At 48.0% G+C, this 17,828-nt stretch carries 16 protein-coding genes; 5 read left to right on the top strand and 11 right to left on the bottom strand.

Features of this window, described 5'->3' with window-relative positions:
• Window positions 1-293: 293 nt before the first annotated feature.
• Entirely contained in the window at window positions 294-1,670 is a 1,377-nt protein-coding gene (locus ACRYI5_RS06900; RefSeq protein WP_407880221.1) for a hemolysin family protein, read from the top strand.
• A 332-nt stretch (window positions 1,671-2,002) separates the two neighbouring features.
• Here the strand turns inward: ACRYI5_RS06900 and ACRYI5_RS06905 are convergent, their stop codons facing one another.
• Window positions 2,003-2,527, bottom strand: a complete 525-nt coding sequence (locus ACRYI5_RS06905; RefSeq protein WP_448224754.1) for a dihydrofolate reductase family protein — start codon at window positions 2,525-2,527, stop codon at window positions 2,003-2,005.
• Between the two features lie 125 nt (window positions 2,528-2,652).
• On the opposite strand from ACRYI5_RS06905, the gene ACRYI5_RS06910 reads away from it, so the two are divergent.
• Window positions 2,653-3,486, top strand: coding sequence for an MBL fold metallo-hydrolase (locus ACRYI5_RS06910; RefSeq protein WP_448224755.1), 834 nt, complete (start codon window positions 2,653-2,655; stop codon window positions 3,484-3,486).
• On the opposite strand, the gene ACRYI5_RS06915 is transcribed toward ACRYI5_RS06910, so the two are convergent.
• The gene (locus ACRYI5_RS06915; RefSeq protein ID WP_448224756.1) at window positions 3,478-4,056 is read right to left on the bottom strand and encodes a TetR/AcrR family transcriptional regulator; all 579 of its coding nucleotides are present in this window, start codon (window positions 4,054-4,056) and stop codon (window positions 3,478-3,480) included. The two genes, ACRYI5_RS06910 and ACRYI5_RS06915, sit on opposite strands and share 9 nt — an antisense overlap.
• Complete coding sequence (locus ACRYI5_RS06920) at window positions 4,053-4,883, bottom strand: HAD family hydrolase (RefSeq protein ID WP_448224757.1); 831 nt, start codon at window positions 4,881-4,883, stop codon at window positions 4,053-4,055. The genes ACRYI5_RS06915 and ACRYI5_RS06920 overlap by 4 nt, the downstream gene beginning before the upstream one ends.
• Window positions 4,884-5,009: 126 nt before the next feature.
• Here ACRYI5_RS06920 and nrdI point away from each other — a divergent pair, with 126 nt between their 5' ends.
• A complete protein-coding gene (nrdI, locus tag ACRYI5_RS06925; RefSeq protein ID WP_448224758.1) occupies window positions 5,010-5,465 on the top strand; it encodes a class Ib ribonucleoside-diphosphate reductase assembly flavoprotein NrdI in 456 nt (151 codons plus the stop codon).
• A gap of 231 nt (window positions 5,466-5,696) precedes the next feature.
• On the opposite strand, the gene ACRYI5_RS06930 is transcribed toward nrdI, so the two are convergent.
• On the bottom strand, window positions 5,697-6,875 hold the full coding sequence (locus ACRYI5_RS06930) for an MDR family MFS transporter (RefSeq protein WP_407880234.1): 1,179 nt from the start codon (window positions 6,873-6,875) through the stop codon (window positions 5,697-5,699).
• A gap of 291 nt (window positions 6,876-7,166) precedes the next feature.
• Here ACRYI5_RS06930 and adhP point away from each other — a divergent pair, with 291 nt between their 5' ends.
• Window positions 7,167-8,189, top strand: coding sequence for an alcohol dehydrogenase AdhP (gene adhP / locus ACRYI5_RS06935; protein WP_448224759.1), 1,023 nt, complete (start codon window positions 7,167-7,169; stop codon window positions 8,187-8,189).
• A 481-nt stretch (window positions 8,190-8,670) separates the two neighbouring features.
• On the opposite strand, the gene ACRYI5_RS06940 is transcribed toward adhP, so the two are convergent.
• From ACRYI5_RS06940 to ACRYI5_RS06965, 6 genes are all read right to left on the bottom strand, one after another.
• Window positions 8,671-9,111 (bottom strand): VOC family protein, encoded by a 441-nt coding sequence (locus ACRYI5_RS06940; RefSeq protein ID WP_448224760.1) that lies wholly within the window; start codon window positions 9,109-9,111, stop codon window positions 8,671-8,673.
• Between the two features lie 196 nt (window positions 9,112-9,307).
• Window positions 9,308-10,051, bottom strand: coding sequence for a DNA/RNA nuclease SfsA (gene sfsA / locus ACRYI5_RS06945; RefSeq protein ID WP_448224761.1), 744 nt, complete (start codon window positions 10,049-10,051; stop codon window positions 9,308-9,310).
• A 19-nt stretch (window positions 10,052-10,070) separates the two neighbouring features.
• Window positions 10,071-11,540 (bottom strand): CotH kinase family protein, encoded by a 1,470-nt coding sequence (locus ACRYI5_RS06950; RefSeq protein ID WP_448224762.1) that lies wholly within the window; start codon window positions 11,538-11,540, stop codon window positions 10,071-10,073.
• Window positions 11,541-11,556: 16 nt separating this feature from the next.
• Window positions 11,557-12,126 (bottom strand): TetR/AcrR family transcriptional regulator, encoded by a 570-nt coding sequence (locus ACRYI5_RS06955; RefSeq protein ID WP_448224763.1) that lies wholly within the window; start codon window positions 12,124-12,126, stop codon window positions 11,557-11,559.
• Between the two features lie 11 nt (window positions 12,127-12,137).
• Window positions 12,138-12,815: a DUF4956 domain-containing protein gene (locus ACRYI5_RS06960; protein WP_407880242.1), complete on the bottom strand. Its 678-nt coding sequence runs from the start codon at window positions 12,813-12,815 to the stop codon at window positions 12,138-12,140.
• Entirely contained in the window at window positions 12,797-13,534 is a 738-nt protein-coding gene (locus ACRYI5_RS06965) for a VTC domain-containing protein (protein WP_448224764.1), read from the bottom strand. The genes ACRYI5_RS06960 and ACRYI5_RS06965 overlap by 19 nt, the downstream gene beginning before the upstream one ends.
• Window positions 13,535-13,845: 311 nt before the next feature.
• Here ACRYI5_RS06965 and ACRYI5_RS06970 point away from each other — a divergent pair, with 311 nt between their 5' ends.
• Window positions 13,846-16,032 carry a Tex family protein gene (locus ACRYI5_RS06970; RefSeq protein ID WP_448224765.1) on the top strand — a complete coding sequence of 729 codons (2,187 nt, stop codon included), beginning with the start codon at window positions 13,846-13,848 and terminating at the stop codon, window positions 16,030-16,032.
• Window positions 16,033-16,157: 125 nt separating this feature from the next.
• Here ACRYI5_RS06970 and ACRYI5_RS06975 read toward each other — a convergent pair whose 3' ends face one another.
• A complete protein-coding gene (locus ACRYI5_RS06975) occupies window positions 16,158-17,798 on the bottom strand; it encodes a hypothetical protein (RefSeq protein ID WP_448224766.1) in 1,641 nt (546 codons plus the stop codon).
• Window positions 17,799-17,828 lie beyond the last annotated feature (30 nt).

The following is a 17,828-nucleotide window of genomic DNA, read 5'->3' on the forward strand; positions in this document are numbered from 1 at the left end:
TTTTGCGATGGTAAGCACGACATCTCATTACCAGTATACGCCTGATCAGAATCGACGCGAATTAATCAGCAAGCACCCTCTCGTAAAAACAACCATCAGTTTTTAAAATGGCCAATCATTCTTCAATAATTTCCACAGTTTACGGACTAATTCGTTAAATTGTGCACCATTTTAGCCGATAAATCCCATTCTGATGGGCTATTTTAACAATTCTCATCGAATTTAGTTTGTTCTTATATGCTGACGCGGTATAATGTTGTAAGGTTTTTAAACCAAGAAATGGGGAATTTTCGTTGGATAGTGGTCAGATAATTAGTAATTTGATCATCATGCTAATTACATTCATCTTTGCCACCTTTTTCGTGGCCGCTGAGTTTGCCCTGGTGCAGACACGGCCAAGTGTTCTGGAAGAAGAACAAAATAAGCGTGACAAAAAGTCAAAAAAAATCACAGTGGCCCTGAACATGGTCCACAACTTAAATGAATATCTTTCAACAACTCAGGTGGGGACGACATTAGCCGGTATCATCCTTGGGTGGATTGGTGAAGAGACGGTCGCGGAACTATTGATCGATTTCTTCGGCATCGCCCACCTCAGTTTTAACGCCACGTTAGGTCACGCCATTGGTTCTGTGGCTGGGATTATCATCCTGACCTACTTTGAAGTGGTTGTCACAGAAATCGTTCCTAAAAACATCGCCATTGACCGGCCGTTTCAGGTTTTGATGGCTGTTGTGACACCGTTGCGGTACTTCCACATTCTGTTCTATCCATTCGTATGGTTATTAAACACCTCTGCGAACGGAATCGTCCGAATGCTCGGGATGCAACCGGCCTCAGAAAGCGACGAGGCGTTCAGTCAGGCGGAAATTTTGAACCTGTCACGGAACGCCGTTTCTGGTGGTGAGCTCGATCAAGAAGATTACGTGTTCATGCAACGCGCGTTTGAAATGAACGACAAGGTTGCTAGAGACATCATGATCGACCGGACTCAACTCGAAGTCATTGACGTGACGGATACCGTTAAAGACGCCCTCCAGGTTTATCTGACTGAGCAATTCAGTCGCCTTCCGGTTGTTGCTGACGGTGATAAGGATAAAATCCTCGGTTATGTTTTCAACTACGACTTGATTCGTCAAAGCCAAACGGACAGCAGCATTAGCGTTGCTAAAATTCTGCGGAACATCATCACCGTGCCTGAAACCATGCCGATTCAAGATGTGCTTCAACAAATGATCAACAAACAGACCCCCATCGTGGTCGTCGTTGATGAATACGGTGGTACTTCTGGGATCGTCACGGATAAGGACATTTACGAAGAACTGTTTGGGACGGTCCACGATGAAATCGATGACGTTTCCGATGAGTACATCTTTAAGCAGGATGACGGTTCATTCCACGTTTCCGGGAAGATGACCCTTTATGACTTTGAACGTTACTTCCAAACTGACATTAAAAAGTTTGAAGAGTCCGAAGTTGTTACATTAACGGGTTACATCATCGAAAATGATCCTGACATTAAAGCCGGCGACAGTTACCAGATTGGTGATTTTCAGTTCACCGCACTGGATTACGAGAATGCCTACATTAATTGGTTTGAAGTCATTCGTAAACCAGTCACAACGACTGACGAAGACGCACAGGATCAATCAGAACAATCACAAAATTAACACTTAAAAACAAACATGGCTTGCTCTTGGTATTTCACCGGGAGCAAGCCATGTTTGTTTTTAGCATTATTTCGTTAACCAAGAAATAATGGTACAAAAAAAGCCCTCGAAAACTTTGACGAGTTGAGTGGGCTTAATTTGTACTATATGAGTTAAATTCACGAAACCAAGTCACCGCTTTGAAAACGGTAATTCGTAGCACCTCATGCCAGTGGGGTGTTTTTTGTTGGTACCTTGGTACCATATGACCTTAGTACCAAGGTACTACCACGTTAGTCTAATTGCCTGTTTTCAATTTGTAAACAATTTGTTCACTTCTTTAGTTCTTCTCGCTAATTCAAGCGTTCATAATCTAACTCTGCCAACTGGTCATGCTGTTTGACGCCCACTAATCGGTACTGGGCCTGAACTGCACTGGTTGCCCAAAGTGACACTCCGGCACCCAGTAAATGCGGCGCAATAAACAACTGGATCTCATCAATTAACGACGCCTGAAGGAGTGCTTGAACCATTTCTGCACCGCCCACGATCCAAATCGCTTTTCCAGATTGTTCACGACGCTCCCGAACCAGTTTAACCACATCCTCACTCAGAAATGTGACGTTTGCTTGCGGGGCCATCTTTTGGTGGGTCAGGACAATGCTTTCCTTATCTGCATACGGATAAACATCTGTATGCGTCACTACATAATCATACGTTGTCCGTCCCATGATCAACGTATCGATGCGGTCTAATAACGTGGAATATCCCGTATCACCACTCACCGGCGTTTGTTCCAGCCACTCAATTTCACCGGCTGCATCCGCCAACCGCCCATCCAAACTTGTTGCGATGTACAGAATCACTTTTCGCATCATGCATTCCTCCGTTACCATTGCGTTTAGTCAACTTTATCGAACACTTTGTCGCAAATCGTTTATTGTTCCCCGTCCAACCAGCGTTTATGATGAGCACATCGAAAACGTTAGGGAGGAACACCATCATGGCATTTAAAATTTATCACATCAACTGTGGCTTTGTTCAAGGACTTCAGTATGAGGGCGAGGCGCTCGTTATGCACTGCCTGTTAATTGATACCGGTAAAGACGGTTTAGTCCTGGTCGACACGGGTCTTGGTCGAAAGGACCAGCTTAACGCGGAGCCACGACTTGGGTTTGCCTTCACCCACATCTATGCAAAACCGCAACAGGGTAACATCGCCCTGGCCGCCGTGGAACAAATTAAAGCATTGGGTTACGACCCTCGTGACGTCCGTAACATCGTTATGACCCACCTTGACCTTGATCATGCTGGTGGTCTTGTCGATTTCCCAAATGCCACCGTCCACGTTTTTCAAACGGAATGGGAAACTGCGATGAGCGAGCGCGGCTTCAAAACCAGTCATCGTTATCGCCAATCAATGTGGCAATACGGCCCCAACTGGCACACATATAACGAGGTTGGTGATAACTGGAAGGGCTTCAATCACGTGCAACAACTAACCGGGTTGCCACCGGAAATTCTGTTGATTCCGACCGCCGGCCATTCCCGTGGTCACTGTGCTGTCGCCATTGACACCGGCGATGACGGCTGGTTAGTTCATGCTGGCGATACTTATTTTGATCCACATGAAGTTCACAACCAGACACCCAGCATGGCCCCACAGTTGGCGCGCTTCGAGCGGTTTAACCAGTGGAACCAAACGCAACGCCTTGAAAATGTGAACGCCCTTCGGAACCTTATTTTAACGGATCAGAACGTTCACGTATTCTGTGCCCACAATCCCGCTGAACTTCACGACTGGGTAAAACAGAACCCGACAAAAACGTTACGTTAGCGTAATGCCCGCCATTTTAAACAACTCACTTTGAACGCGTTGTGAAAACGCGAGGAGCCCGGCCGTTGTTTGGTGATTAAGTTGATAGGTGAGTTCCGTCATCACCCAGCTACTGTACTGGGCCGCCAAATAATTCAGTGGAATCGTTAGCTTCGTTTTATCCGCATGTTCGTCAAGAAAGTGTTCAAACTGAGCGGTTAGGATTGCCTGCAAGTTAGCACCAAAGTCGGCGCGTGGTTCATGAATCCTGAGTAACGTTTGGGTGACTTGTGGCGTGGCCAACAACCATTTAAAGACGGGCCCCACCGTCGCTTGGACATCAACTACCTGACCAGCGGCAAACCGCGCTTTTAGTAGGTCGGCAAACCGCTCTGTCTCTGCTGCAACCACCGTTTCAAGCACCGCATATTTATCATAATAGTGCGCGTAAAATGTTGACCGGCTCACCGTCGCTGTCGTACAAATTTGCGCCACCGTAATCTTTCCTAGCGGCACGTCCTGTAGCAGCTTTAGTAAGCTCTGCTCGATGCGCCGTTTTGTTCGTTGACTGCGAAGGTCCTGCTTAGTCATTGATTACCACCCGAAAGGTCCGTCAGTTTAAAGTAGTCCATCAAAAAATGGGCGACCCCGTCTTGCTCGGCGGGCACCGTTACGTGATTTGCAGCGGTCCGCACTTCAGCCGGTGCATCCGCCATTGCAACGCTAATTGCGGCCTTCTTAAACAACGGAACATCGTTATGTCCGTTTCCAAACACGATCGTCCGGTCAGTGGCGATTCCAACCTGGTTCTGAACGATTGCTAATCCCGTTGCCTTACTGATGCCCTTAGGAATTAACTCAATGTTATTCGGACTTGACGACGATAGTGCCATGTTTGCGGCACTAGCCAACGCCGCCCGGGCCTTTGTTAAACGACCATCATTGTGATCGTCCACCAGTAATCCGTTTGTTACCGTTTCATTCAACCCTGGCACCATTTCGCCAGCTGCTAAAAAGACCATGGGAGAGGTCGTTTTCTGACGAAGCTTATTCATGTGCGCCAAAACATTTTCATCCGTTACATTATGGTATGTTGCTGTTTGCGTGAACAAACGGAAACTTAAACCAAACTCTTCGGCCACCTGCCGTGCGGTGGTGACGGCCGTAGCCCCTAAATGGGTCACCTGAACTTTATTATTTTCAGCGATTACAGCTCCATTTGACCCAATAATCCCCATCTCATCATCCACCTGATCCGCGATGACTTTCGCTAACGCTAGCATCCGCCCGCTAGCAATGTAGACTTCATGCCCCTCATCACGCAAACGAGTCAACACCGTTTTCGTCAACGTCGATACCTTCTGTGTTGGTGGGATCAAGGTTCCATCAATGTCAGTCACAATTAAAAATCGTTCCATCAGCGTCCCTCCCCTTCCACCAGTGTACGCTAGTTGACCTCTGAAAATCTGCAATTATCAAGCCTGTTTTCACTGGAAATTTTGCGGTACACTCACCATATTGAACACCGACTTGGAGGACCTGACATGACACCACTGAACATTCGCTACATCTCCATTGAAGGCAACACCAGAAGCTTCATTGATCACTTAACGGCATACGCAGCCACACAACATGAGCAAAATGCCGCCAACCCAACAATTAGTGCCCGAGAAATTTCGGAGCAAAATGATTTTGCCGATGAAACTGCACCGTACTTTGCGTTTGTGCCCACCTACTTAGATGGTGGCAACGGCATCGACAACGGGGTCAAAGAGTTAATGACCAACGTACTCGGCGAATACATCGCTTACCATGACAACCGGACCCTTTGCCGTGGGGTCGTTGGCTCTGGCAACCGGAACTTCAATGAACAATACTGTTTAACCGCGCGGCGGTATGCAGAGGCCTATGGTTTTCCTTTCATTGCCGATTACGAGCTTCGCGGCACAAATCGTGATGTAGAACGAATTTACAGCATTATGGTAGAACACGCTAAATAACCACTTTCATAAACGCGAACCAAACCGCAGACTTCGACTCAGCTAACGTAAAGGGCCACTCATGGACAAAAATCGTCCATAAGTGGTCCTTTCTCTTCCCTTTCATAAACGCGAACCAAACCGCAGACTTCAACTCATCTAACGTAAAGGACCACTCATGGACAAAAATCGTCCATAAGTGGTCCTTTACGTTAGATGAGGGAGCCTCCCGCAGTTTGGTTCGCTCTCTTTTTATTCTCTTCGTTTTTTCTGTGCCATTCGTTCATCATGCGCACGCCAGTACACCGCCGCCAATGGGAGCAATTGAACCACTCCCACCACCATAAATAGCATCGTAAACGTCGCATAGTCCAGCATCAAGCCACCAAAAAGGGGCCCAATTGCCCGCCCGAACGCAATCGCCATGTTCGCAAACCCTTGATAGCGCCCAGCTTGCATGGATGGCGCCTTAACTGCGATCCACGCTGGCAGTGCCGGGTGACCAATCATTTCACCAAACGTTAGCACGATCATCGTCGCAATAAACATGGCGTATGTCCGCGCAAAAATCAACATGAAAAATGAGGCCGCAAACAAGGTGATCCCTACCAAAATAACATTTTCAATGCGGTACCGTTCACTCCACCGGGTAATAAATGGCTGACAGATCACGATGATCAGTCCGTTTAACGTCCACAACAGACTATACTTTAGCACCGGAATCCCTAGGCTTGTCATGTGAACCGAAATTACACTTTCCCACTGTGAGTAGGCAACGTTAATGGCAAGTAGCAAGACCAGAATCAGGCTGATCAAAACAGGAATCTTTGTCCGTTTGCCATCACGTCGTGCCGCTTCATGCTGTGCTTTAGGCGCCGTCACGTTGAAATGCAAGGCAACCACAAGCGTTAACGCCGCGTAACAAACGGTGGCAATAATGAAAACCGTGGTGATCCCAAAATTAATGGCATAACCCACAATCAACGTTCCAATAACAACCCCAATGTTCATCGCAACGTACAGCATGTTAAACACATGCCGGGTAGAGGACCCCGGTAACCATGTGGCCAACGAATTTAAAATCGTCATATTCACCCCGTCACCAAAACCGACGAGGAGGAGGAAGAACGCATAAACGGGCCAGCCATGCCAAAAGATCAAGGCAAACACAGCCGCCGTGGCAATGGCCGCCGAGATGATCCCCGTTTCATATGGTTTCCAGTGGTCGAATAAATAGCCCCCCACTGAATCACCAATGATCATCATCACCGACATTCCCAATAGCACCCACCCGGCAAGTGTGAGTGATTCATGAAGATAATTATGCATGTAGATGGTCGTTAGTGGCCATAAAAAACTGGCCCCCGTGTTGTTCAATAATGATGCCACAAACAGCCAGCCGAATTTTACTTCTCGCCGTTGGCTTGTCACAATATCCGCTCCTTAATTGAGGCAAATCGCCTTATTATCTCCATTCTATCACGCCAACGCAATGCCGTCGTGTCCCAGTCACCCATGCATTAAGTCTTCACAAGAGAAGGTCTGAAAATAATTGCCATAAATTCTTGATACCGGGATTTTTCCGTGTTTCCATCAAGAAATAGTCTTTAAATTATGTAAAAAGTTTACAAATGCTCATTTATTCACTTTCATTTATCGCGTCTGCCTGCTATCATGTAAACGTAGACAAAAAATGATTGATATAAAAAAGGAGACTGCTTCATGAAAGCTGCTGTTGTTAGAGATTCAATCGATGGGTTTGTTGACGTTAAAGACGTTACGTTACGTGATTTAAAACCTGGTGAAGCCTTAGTAGACGTTGAATACTGTGGTCTTTGCCACACCGACTTACACGTTGCTGCCGGTGACTTTGGTGACAAGCCTGGCCGGATCATTGGTCACGAAGGTGTTGGGATCGTTTCTAAGGTTGCTGATGGCGTTGACGCCGTTAAGGTCGGCGACCGCGTTTCAATCGCTTGGTTCTTCAAGGGCTGTGGCCACTGTGAATACTGTCTGACTGGCCGTGAAACACTTTGCCGCAACGTTGAAAACTCTGGTTACACGGTTGACGGTGCCATGGCTGAACAAGTTATCGTTGACGCTAACTACGCTGTGAAGGTTCCAGAAGGTTTGGACCCTGTTGAAGCAACTTCACTGACTTGTGCCGGTGTGACAATGTACAAGGCCATCAAAGTCGCTGATGTTAAGCCTGGTCAATGGGTTTCAGTTGTTGGTGCCGGTGGTTTAGGTAACCTGGCCATCCAATATGCTAAGCATGTCTTTGGTGCTCATGTGGTTGCCGTTGATGGTAACCCTGACAAGTTGCAAGCTGCCAAAGAAGCAGGTGCTGACTTATTGATCAACCGTCATGATGGTGATGTTGATAAACAGATCCAAGAAAAGGTTGGTGGTGTTCACGCAGCCTTGGTTACTGCCGTTACAACTGCAGCCTTTGACCAAGCTGTAGACTCACTTCGCCCAGACGGGAAGTTGGTTGCCGTTGCCTTACCACAAGGGAACATGCAATTGAACATCGCAAAGACGGTTCTGGACGGAATCGTTGTTGCTGGTTCATTAGTTGGAACTCGCCAAGACTTGGCTGAAACATTCCAATTCGGTGCTGAAGGATTGGTTCACCCAATCGTGAAGACTCGTAAATTATCAGAAATTAACGACATGATCCAAGAATTAAAGGACAACAAGGTTGTTGGCCGTAACGTCGTGGACTTCGTGCATAACAAGTAATAAAAAATCAGTGCGAACCAGTACGTTTAGAAAGCGAGCACTAACTGAAAAGCGGTCGTTGGCGCACTCGGCCAATGATCGCTTTTGGGTTAGGCGCAACTTTCTGTACTGGTGAGCACGACAAAAAATCAGTGCGAACCATCGCGGTAAAAAGCGAGCACTAATTGGAAACCAGCTGTTGGCGCACTCGGCCAATGGCTGGTTTTAGATTAGGCGCAACTTTTTGCGAGGGTGAGTACGACATCAAAAAATCAGTGCGAACCAGTACGTTTAGAAAGTGAGCACTAACTGAAAAGCGGTCGTTGGCGTCCTTGGCCAATGATCGCTTTTGGGTTAGGCGGAACTTTCTGTACTGGTGAGCACGACACCAAAAAACAGTGCGAACCATCGCGGTTAAAACCTAATCACCAACAACAAAAGCCACCAATGCCGGATAATTCATCCGGTACTGGTGGCTTTCTACGTTTCCTGATCAGTTTACTTACCGCGTGGCAATCGTTTCATCGTCTTCCAAAACTGGGGTCTTTGTCACCCAGTCATGTGGCCGGCAACTAACGATCCAGTTAACACCGTATTCATCGGTGAACTCCCCACGTTTACCACTAAAGTACGCTTTCGCATACGGCGCCGTCACCCGGACACGCTGTGAATTAGCGACACGGGTGAAAAAGGTTTCCGCCGTCACGGCGTCATCACGGTCATCTGCATCGAAATCAAGCATGATGGCAATGTTCGTCGCATGTTGTGGTTGATTCATAAAATCATCAGAACACAAAATTTGTGTCCCCATGATTTGAAACCCACCGTGCATCGTCGTCTCTTCTAAGTTTGAATCAATTAGCCCCAATTCGTTAGCCGCGTCTTCAGTGAGCGGAATTCGAAACAAGTGGTCGGCACCAAAGATTTCTTGGTAATACGCCATGGCTTCCTTTGCGTTCGGAAAGTGAACGTATGGATGTAATGTGAGTGTGATAGTTTGTCCCCCATTTCAGCTGTACATTAAAGTATAGGAAACTCCCGCCACTATGTCAATTTGACAACTATTTATTAACTGAACTAGCTAAAAATGACCACCTTTCCCTTATACACGAGAAAAGTGGTCATTCGTCATTAACGCTTTATAATTTCAGCTGTGGATTGGTGAATGGTGCGTCAATATCAAACGTTGTCGGACGGTGTAGGGTAATCCCGTGTTCATCCACTGTCGAGCAATATGCCAGTACATGACCGCCCGCCGTCTCAGCCTCGCGAATGGCCGCCGTCAATTTCGGTGCCATCGTTTTATCTAACGTCATTACGTCAACATTATCCATCTGAATGACAAACAGTAAATAGGCCTGATAGCCGGCCGCCACGGCCGCAGCCAAATTGACAACGTGTTTGACCGCCCGAACACTTGGGGCATCTGGAAAACCAACGATTCCTTCATTTTCCAACGTACACCCCTTCGTTTCCACAAAGAACTCACGGCCCGTTGTCGTCACGCCCTTGAAGTCGACCCGCGAATCACCAAACGTGACTTCTGGTTGAAACGCCATAATGTCGCCATCAAGCTCCGGCAAGACAAGCCGTCCCGCTGTCACGGCTTCTTTCGTCACCTGATTTGGCGCTGAACTATCTACGTTGATCCAAAACCGCCCATGAGCCGTCTCTTTAACAATCGCAACGAGATCCCAATGGGTCTTTCGGTCAGGATTCTTGGCAGGAACCACCGCAACCGTTGCGTTTGGAATCAACACTTCAGCACCACGCCCGGTATTTTTTAAGTGGGTATCAACAACCGCCCCGTTTAGTTCAACCCGGCAGGTGAACCGAGAGGGCCGGTCAACATACGATGCTAATTGAACGCCTTCATACTTCAAGATGGATTACCTCACAACATTACTTTTGAACTGTCGAAGTGGTCGTACTTTCAGTGTCCGAATTCTTTACCTTCGCTGCTTGGGAGGCCTTGGACGCTGCTTTGATGCTTTCTGATTCTGCGGCGCTTATGGTTGGTGCATGGTACGAAAAATCGAGCTTCTTGACGTTCTCCGTGTAATTATCGAACAGTGCGTCGCTTGTCTTAAACTGCTTGTTGATCGACTGCTTCAACTGCATCAAGCTTGTGATTTTCGCTGATGGAATTCCTGGATTCAACTGAATGTTATTTTGGTAATTTTGTTCACCAATATCATTCATGTACGTTGAAAACTGGTTCGTCACTTTATCAGGCGTTAACGTTGTCTTCCGTAATGACTTCCACCGATCCTCAACCCGGTCTGGATACGCAGCAGCAACCCGTTGAAGGAGGCGGTTTCCTTCTGCGGTTGCCATGTCACCGTGGTTTGGATAGTTGTGCGACACAGCCTGTCCAGAAGGATACAACTTCTTCCCGTTTTCATACAGGCCCCAGGTTGCGTCAATGTCATACATCGTCGTGCTCCAGTGCTTCCCGTCATAGGTGATCAGCATTAGGTTTCTACCCAGGCCATCCTGATCGTGTGTTAAGTTCGTGAACAGGTACATATCGATCACAGAATTAACATCTAGGTACTCGCTGGCATGCGCCTTAAAGTCCTTATCACTACTGTTCACAACAAAGTTATCCAGTCGTTCAAACGCCTGCTTCTGTGCAGGTGTCCACGTCTTCGGCTGTTCAGAAGTCCACCCGTGTTCGGTGTACGCCACGTTGGTTGACCAGAACATGTCGCCGCGCGTCCACTGATTACTAGATATTGCGATGTTATTCGGGTTCTTTTTGTCCATTCCCCACAGTTTTGGTTCTTTCGCCGTGGTTAGTGTGTACATCCCCCAGTCATCACCGTTAACCTTCATTTCAACGGGAAAACCACTAATGGCCCCATTATTCTGCGAACTTGCCAATTGCTTTGGTGCACCTTGGCGGGTGGCCACCATTTGGCTCCACAAGTTTGCGTTCACAACGTTTCGTGATTGTGTTGCGTCAACATAGTTGGCCTTCAACACGTACACACTGTGCTTCTTCCAACCTGGGTTAGCCCGCCACTTATACTTATGTTTCAGCTGTTTGTCTTTGTAAAACTTCAGCTTCCAGTTTTTTTGCGGGAACTTGCGGGAACTTTGCCCCTGCCATTCCATCTTGGCGTACGCCGTGACTTTCTTCTTGGTCTTCTTATCATGAAAATCAAACTTCACGACCGGCCCGTCATTATCCGTTTGTGAAACGGCACCACTCACCTTCACTTTGGGAAGATCCTTTGTTTCTTGACTTGATAACAATGGCAACTGCCGGGTGGTATTGAAGTGAATCCATGTAAATGATCCAACCAATGCGACGATGACAACCGTCAAAATCACCGTTAACCCCAGTGCGCGTTTTCTTTTTTTCATGGTCTCCCAACTGCTCCTATTCTTGCCCCGCTACTGCTTTAATTAAAAACTCAACAATGTTTCGAAAATCCTCTTCAACATCCACGTCCTTGAAAAAACCGTTAATGCTTAACTTCGCGTAGCCAAACAGCGTTGCTAAAAAGGCCCGCGCCGTGCGCTCCCGTTCCGTCTGGTTGGCAATCATTGGCGTCAAAATGTCTAAAAGGACGTGGCGAACATCTGCACTTTCAATTGAAGTGATTGGCAATGCCGCGTTAGTACCAGTAAACGCCCGCGTTAACATTTCTTGAAACGACGGGTGGGCCTCCGCAAACTGGAAGATGGTCATCGCAAAAACACGTAACGCATCCATTCCAGACACCGGAACCAAGTTTGCATACAACTGGCGCATCAATAACTCGCGTCCCCGAATGGCCACTGCCAGTTTAAGATCTTCGAGACTAGGAAAGTAGTGATACAGTGTTTGCGGCTGAACGTTTAAATTTCGGGCAACCCCACGTAACGACAGGTTGCCGAGTGTGTCACTTTCGGCCATTTTATAGGCCTCAGTCACGATTAATTCACGTGAAAGTGGTGTTCGTTTCATGCCAATTTCTCCTAGATGATGTTCCCTGTTTTAACCATGTCTGCACGTAAGGAAACTTCCAAGTTCCCGTTCCGTTCACGAATTTCGTCAAGAAACGCTTTTTGTTGGTCCAAGTTATTTAACTCAATGTGATATTCAACTTCAAACAGACTCCCAAGGTTTGTCGTTCGAACGTTATCGATTGTCACTTCTTTCGTGTATTTATCAAAAATATCATCAAACGCGTGCTCATAATCTAAATTTTCCGGCATCGTGATTTTCATGATCCGAACGTTTTGATTACCTGCCCCAAAATCTAAAATCGTGTAGAGCAACATGGCTAAACTGACCACGATGGTAAAGAACATCGCGTACAGTAAGTAGCCCCGCCCTGTCGCCAAGCCAATCGTCATGGCAAAGAAGATGGTCACCATCTCCCGTGCATTCCCTGGCGCAGACCGGAACCGAACCAGGCTAAATGCACCGGCCACCGTTAATCCGGCCCCAAGGTTCCCGTGCACCGTCATAATGATGGACTGCACCATAATTGGTAAGAGCGCAACTGCAAAGATAAAGTGTTTTGAGTAATGATTGCGATACATGTACACAAACGCCACGATCAACCCTAAAATCAGGGTCACCAGCGTCGTAATCAAAACCTGTTCAAACGTAATTAAGTGATGTTTTGGTCCTAAATAGCTGACAAGCATTGTTGTCCTCCCAGAATGCCATATTTATAAATTAATCCGTACTTTGAAAACGGTTGTGGATAGATTTTTAGCCCTGCAAACAGATGACTCCACGCAAACGGCAGGGTTTGTGGGATTTTAATCTCCATGACGACCATTCCAGGTGCCAGTAATGGCGTCCCGGTCGTACCTGTTAGTAAGTCGGTGTCTTCTGTGCGCCACCGGATGTTTTCATCAAACGTCAACCGGAGTCCCGTCTCAGTTGCATAGGCCGATCGTTCATAAATGACCGCTGTGTTTCGCGTCAATGAATGATCCTGCACGAAGAAGTCAATTTCCCGTTTGTTCATGTCGGCCGAGACAGTTAATCCGCCCTCACCAGCCAAGTACGCCTTGGCCTCATGGTACGGCACCGCAATTCGCCGTTTATACGTGATTCCTAAGACCTTCTTTTTTAGTTCAATGAAGGCAGTTTGATCCGCCGTCACATCACTGCCATACGCACGAAGTCGGAGCTTTTCACGGTACTTACTGTCATCCAGCTGACGTCGAGCAAACATATAACTATCCGTATCGTAATACAACGATGAAATGGTTTGTCGGCCAAACTGATCGATCGTAATTTCGTTTTCAAGTGCGACCAACAGCCGCTGATAGGTATCTTGATCCATCACATACTTTTGTTCGTGACGTTTAAACACCATTGGCACAGTCTTGGGTGCCGCCGGGGTCTCAATCATATTTTTCACCCGCTTTCCGATAATTTAACCGGTAAAGTATATCATCATTGCCGAACACTGTACACCGCCTTTCTAACACGAATTGAATTTTTTAATTGTTTCCTTAAACTCCCGTAGATAGGCGTTTAATCAATTCATTCAATTAACCATTAAGGACTTTCAATCGTAATTATCTTCGGAAATTCCGACACTGTAACAGTTTTTACGAACACTGTGCGATAACGGGAATTTTCCCGATTGTCACCTATGTTTCGCCCGCAAAAGCACGTATACTAGCTCTATGTAATCCTAACGAACTGACAGGAGAAATCATGACAACTACGCTCGATCAAACACTGCTCAATCAAGTGAGCACAGCACTACCAGACATTACCCGGCACCAAATCACCACGACCCTGACCCTTTTAAACGACGGCAACACGGTTCCCTTTGTAGCCCGTTACCGAAAGGAAATGACCGGGAGCCTTGATGAAGTCCAGATTCGGGCGGTCCAGGATACATGGACGCACGTGGAAAAACTTGCGAACCGCAAACACGATGTTTTGACCACCATTGATGCACAAAACGCGTTGACCCCGACTCTTAAAGAACAAATCAACCACGCAACAACATTACAAGCAGTCGAAGACCTCTACCTTCCGTACAAACAAAAGCGGCGAACGAAGGCGACAATTGCAAAAGAACATGGCCTCATGCCGTTTGCTAAGTGGTTACTGACGTTTCCAACGACCGATGCAAGAAGCGAAGCGGCCGCCTACGTTGACGCCGCCCAAGAACTGCCGGATGTTGACGCCGTTATTACAGGCGCTCACGAAATTCTTGCGGAAGCCTTCAGTGAAGAAGCATCCTTCCGTGAATTTATTCGTGATTACACCCGCCAGCACGCAACGTTAGCAACAAGCGTCAAGACCAAGGGGAAGGCTCTTGATGAGGACGGCGTTTACCAGCAGTATTATGACTTTGAACAACCACTTGCAAAACTTGCCACCTACCAAACGCTCGCCATTAACCGGGGTGAAAAAGCTGGGGTCCTCAAAGTAACCATCGCAGTCGACCCTGCTGCCATTTTGAACTTCCTTCGGTTTAGAATTGTCGGTCATCATCAAGGTTCTGCCGTGACCATCATCACAGCCGCTTATGAGGACACCTATAAACGCTTCATCGGCCCTGCCATCGAACGTGAACTTCGTGGCGACCTCACCGATGACGCCAACACCCATGCAATTGGGGTGTTTGGAACAAACCTGTATCACCTTTTGATGCAGGCACCAATGAAGGGCAGAGTCGTCCTTGGCTTCGACCCGGCGTACCGGACCGGTTGTAAATTAGCGGTTATCGACGCCAACGGCAAGTTCCTCACAAAACTCGTGATCTACCCCCATAAGCCCGCTTCAAATGACAAACGGCAGGCCGCTGCTGGCCAACTTCACGATTTAATCGAGACCTACCAGGTGGAAATGATTGCGATTGGTAACGGAACGGCTTCCCGTGAGTCAGAGGTGTTTGTCGCTGAAGTTCTCCGTGGCATTGATCGAAACGTTCAGTACGTTATCGTTAACGAAGCTGGTGCTTCCGTTTATTCAGCTAGCCAAGCCGCGCGTGACGAATTTCCGGACCTCCACGTCGAGGAACGAAGCGCCATCAGTATCGGCCGGCGGCTTCAAGATCCCCTTGCAGAATTGGTCAAGATCGATCCGCAAAGTGTCGGTGTGGGCCAGTATCAGCATGACGTGCCCACCAAAGAACTGACCCAACAGTTAGATAACGTCGTGGAAACGGCTGTTAACCAGGTTGGTGTCGACCTAAACACGGCCAGCAGTGAACTGCTTGCTCACATTTCCGGGTTAAACAAGACCATCGCAAACAACGTGGTCACCTACCGAAATGAAAACGGTCGATACACCGATCGGCGCCAGTTGAAGAAGGTGGCACGCCTCGGTCCGAAAGCCTACGAACAGGCCGTTGGGTTTCTTCGCATCATCGGTGGGAAAAATCCTTTGGATAACACAGACATTCACCCGGAGAGCTATCCGGTTGCAAAACAGATCCTCGACCTGACCGCAACGGATACCAGCCAACTAGGCGCACCGGCACTTGCGACGACATTAGCCGCCCTCAACCACGATCAGCTCGCGCAACAAACGGGCGCCGGCGTTGCCACCGTCACGGACATTTTGACCAGTCTGGCTAAACCCGGCCGTGATCTGCGTGACGACATGCCCGCACCGCTCCTGCGTCATGACGTCCTCACCTTGGCCGATCTCAAGCCCGGGATGGAATTACAGGGAACCGTCCGCAACGTGGTCGACTTCGGCGCGTTTGTCGATGTTGGTGTTAAACACGATGGTCTCGTTCACGTCTCCAAACTGACGAAACGGTTTGTAAAGGACCCCGCCGCCGTTGTCGCGGTTGGCGACATTGTCACCGTTTGGGTCGATGACGTTGATGAAGTCCGTCAGCGAATTCAGCTCACCATGCTAGACCCCAATGAGGCCTAGTTTAAAAATAAGCATGCTAAAAGCGCCTGTCTTCCCAACAACAATTGGGATGACAGGCGCTTTAATTTAAACCAACATTTCTGATCATTGGGACACGTTCCATTACCAGTGATCAAACCGTGCTGTTAAAGACCACTCCGATACTGAACCCGTAACGTTGTTGTCCCTCGCGGCACGTTCACTTGAACCGTTCCCCGTTTTGAAACATGAGCGGTTAACGTTTTCCCGTGATTCGTTGTCACTGCATAACCCCCACCGTAGTTAAAGATTGGGAGATCAACCACCTGACCACGTGCGCTCGTTGGCACCGTTACGGTCAACACGTTTGGTTGAGCTGCCATATGCACATGAATCGTTTTAACCACATGCCCATGGGCCCGAATTAAGGCGTCGTGATGGTAGATCGACTTCAAATGTTTCAAACTACTTTGCGGTGCATAGTCAAAGTACTCTGCTTTGGTTGCAAACGTCTGGTAAGAAGCAGGCGTCACACGTGGCTTCGCCAATGCAGTGTAGGTGAACCCGGTACCGAGCGTTAACAGCAGCGATAGTCCCACTGCCCAATTTCGCCACCGGAACGTTAGGTCAATTCGATCTGCAAGGAGTGTTAACGCGACCAGCGCAAACAGACTGATAAACGTATACAACCGCCATGGGTGTTGGATCAAGCGAATCGGTGTCTTTTCAAACAGTTGCCACGGAAAGAGCCGCGTAGTCGCCCAAAAGAGCACCGTGCTTAAAATCAGCAACGTTTTCCCTAAATGATCTAGGTGCCGAAAACCAAACCATGTCGCAATCATTCCGACCAAGACAACGGTTCCTAACGTAACGCCGTGTGTCAAAAGCCCCGTCTTTGTTACGTTTGCCAAACCATAAAACACGGCAACAAACGGCGTAATCGCTTGCGTGTACAGGGAACCGATCCGTGGTGATTCAATCACCACTTGGTGGGTCGTTTTCAACATAACGACTAACTCGGGGGCTGCGATCACCGCCGTTACCAAACCAGTTAAAATCAAATCACGCCACGTCCGGAGGTCATCCAATTGGCGCCACGCGATGATCAGCACCAACACAACGATTCCAGCCGCAAGGAGGGCCGATAACACGTGGGTGTACACCAACAGAACCGCACCAAGGGTCGTCAGCAGCCACCCGCGCCGCTGTTTGGTCAACGTCATGTAAAGACCAAGGAATAAAATCACGTACCACGTCATGGACTGCGATTCAGGGAGATCAAAACGCACGGTGTCATTAAAGACCATGTACCCGGCCACGTTATACAGCATGCTGAAGAACCACGCGCCTAATTCGGGCCGCCGCGCCCCCCGCAGACGTAAAAACGTTCTCATGCACCAGTAACAAACCCACGCACTCAGGACAATGTAAAACACGTTTCCTAAGTACAGGGCCGTGATCCCGGGAATCCCGATGAGCCGTAACAATGCGTACGGGTAAAGAAACACATAGGGATAAAAGATTTGAATCCCGAGTCCCGAGCCCTTAAAGGTGTAGGTACTAATGGCGTTATGCCACACCCCATGCTTTGCTGATAGGTACAACTCTTCGATCCGGTTTACGTGAAATTGTTGATCCCACCCGCCAAATAAATGGTTGTTTAGTAAAAAAGGCAGTTCAATGGCTAATGCCGCTAAAATAAACGTCACCCATAAGCATACTTGCCGATGATCCCGAACCCAGCCGTAAAAGCCGGCCGTTTCACGATATGCTTGTTGTTGATTAGCCAGTGATTCATGATAATCCACAGTCTTGTCACCGTTCCTCTCTTAAATAAA

Source organism: Furfurilactobacillus sp. WILCCON 0119 (assembly GCF_053471565.1).

Coding starts and splice junctions, on each gene's coding strand:
- adhP (WP_448224759.1), top strand. CDS start 7,167: ATGAAAGCTGCTGTTGTTAGAGATTCAATCGATGGGTTTGTTGACGTT.
- ACRYI5_RS06950 (WP_448224762.1), bottom strand. CDS start 11,540: ATGAAAAAAAGAAAACGCGCACTGGGGTTAACGGTGATTTTGACGGTT.
- ACRYI5_RS06970 (WP_448224765.1), top strand. CDS start 13,846: ATGACAACTACGCTCGATCAAACACTGCTCAATCAAGTGAGCACAGCA.
- ACRYI5_RS06955 (WP_448224763.1), bottom strand. CDS start 12,126: ATGAAACGAACACCACTTTCACGTGAATTAATCGTGACTGAGGCCTAT.
- ACRYI5_RS06920 (WP_448224757.1), bottom strand. CDS start 4,883: ATGGAACGATTTTTAATTGTGACTGACATTGATGGAACCTTGATCCCA.
- ACRYI5_RS06965 (WP_448224764.1), bottom strand. CDS start 13,534: ATGATTGAGACCCCGGCGGCACCCAAGACTGTGCCAATGGTGTTTAAA.
- ACRYI5_RS06905 (WP_448224754.1), bottom strand. CDS start 2,527: ATGATGCGAAAAGTGATTCTGTACATCGCAACAAGTTTGGATGGGCGG.
- ACRYI5_RS06940 (WP_448224760.1), bottom strand. CDS start 9,111: ATGGCGTATTACCAAGAAATCTTTGGTGCCGACCACTTGTTTCGAATT.
- ACRYI5_RS06915 (WP_448224756.1), bottom strand. CDS start 4,056: ATGACTAAGCAGGACCTTCGCAGTCAACGAACAAAACGGCGCATCGAG.
- nrdI (WP_448224758.1), top strand. CDS start 5,010: ATGACACCACTGAACATTCGCTACATCTCCATTGAAGGCAACACCAGA.
- ACRYI5_RS06910 (WP_448224755.1), top strand. CDS start 2,653: ATGGCATTTAAAATTTATCACATCAACTGTGGCTTTGTTCAAGGACTT.
- ACRYI5_RS06960 (WP_407880242.1), bottom strand. CDS start 12,815: ATGCTTGTCAGCTATTTAGGACCAAAACATCACTTAATTACGTTTGAA.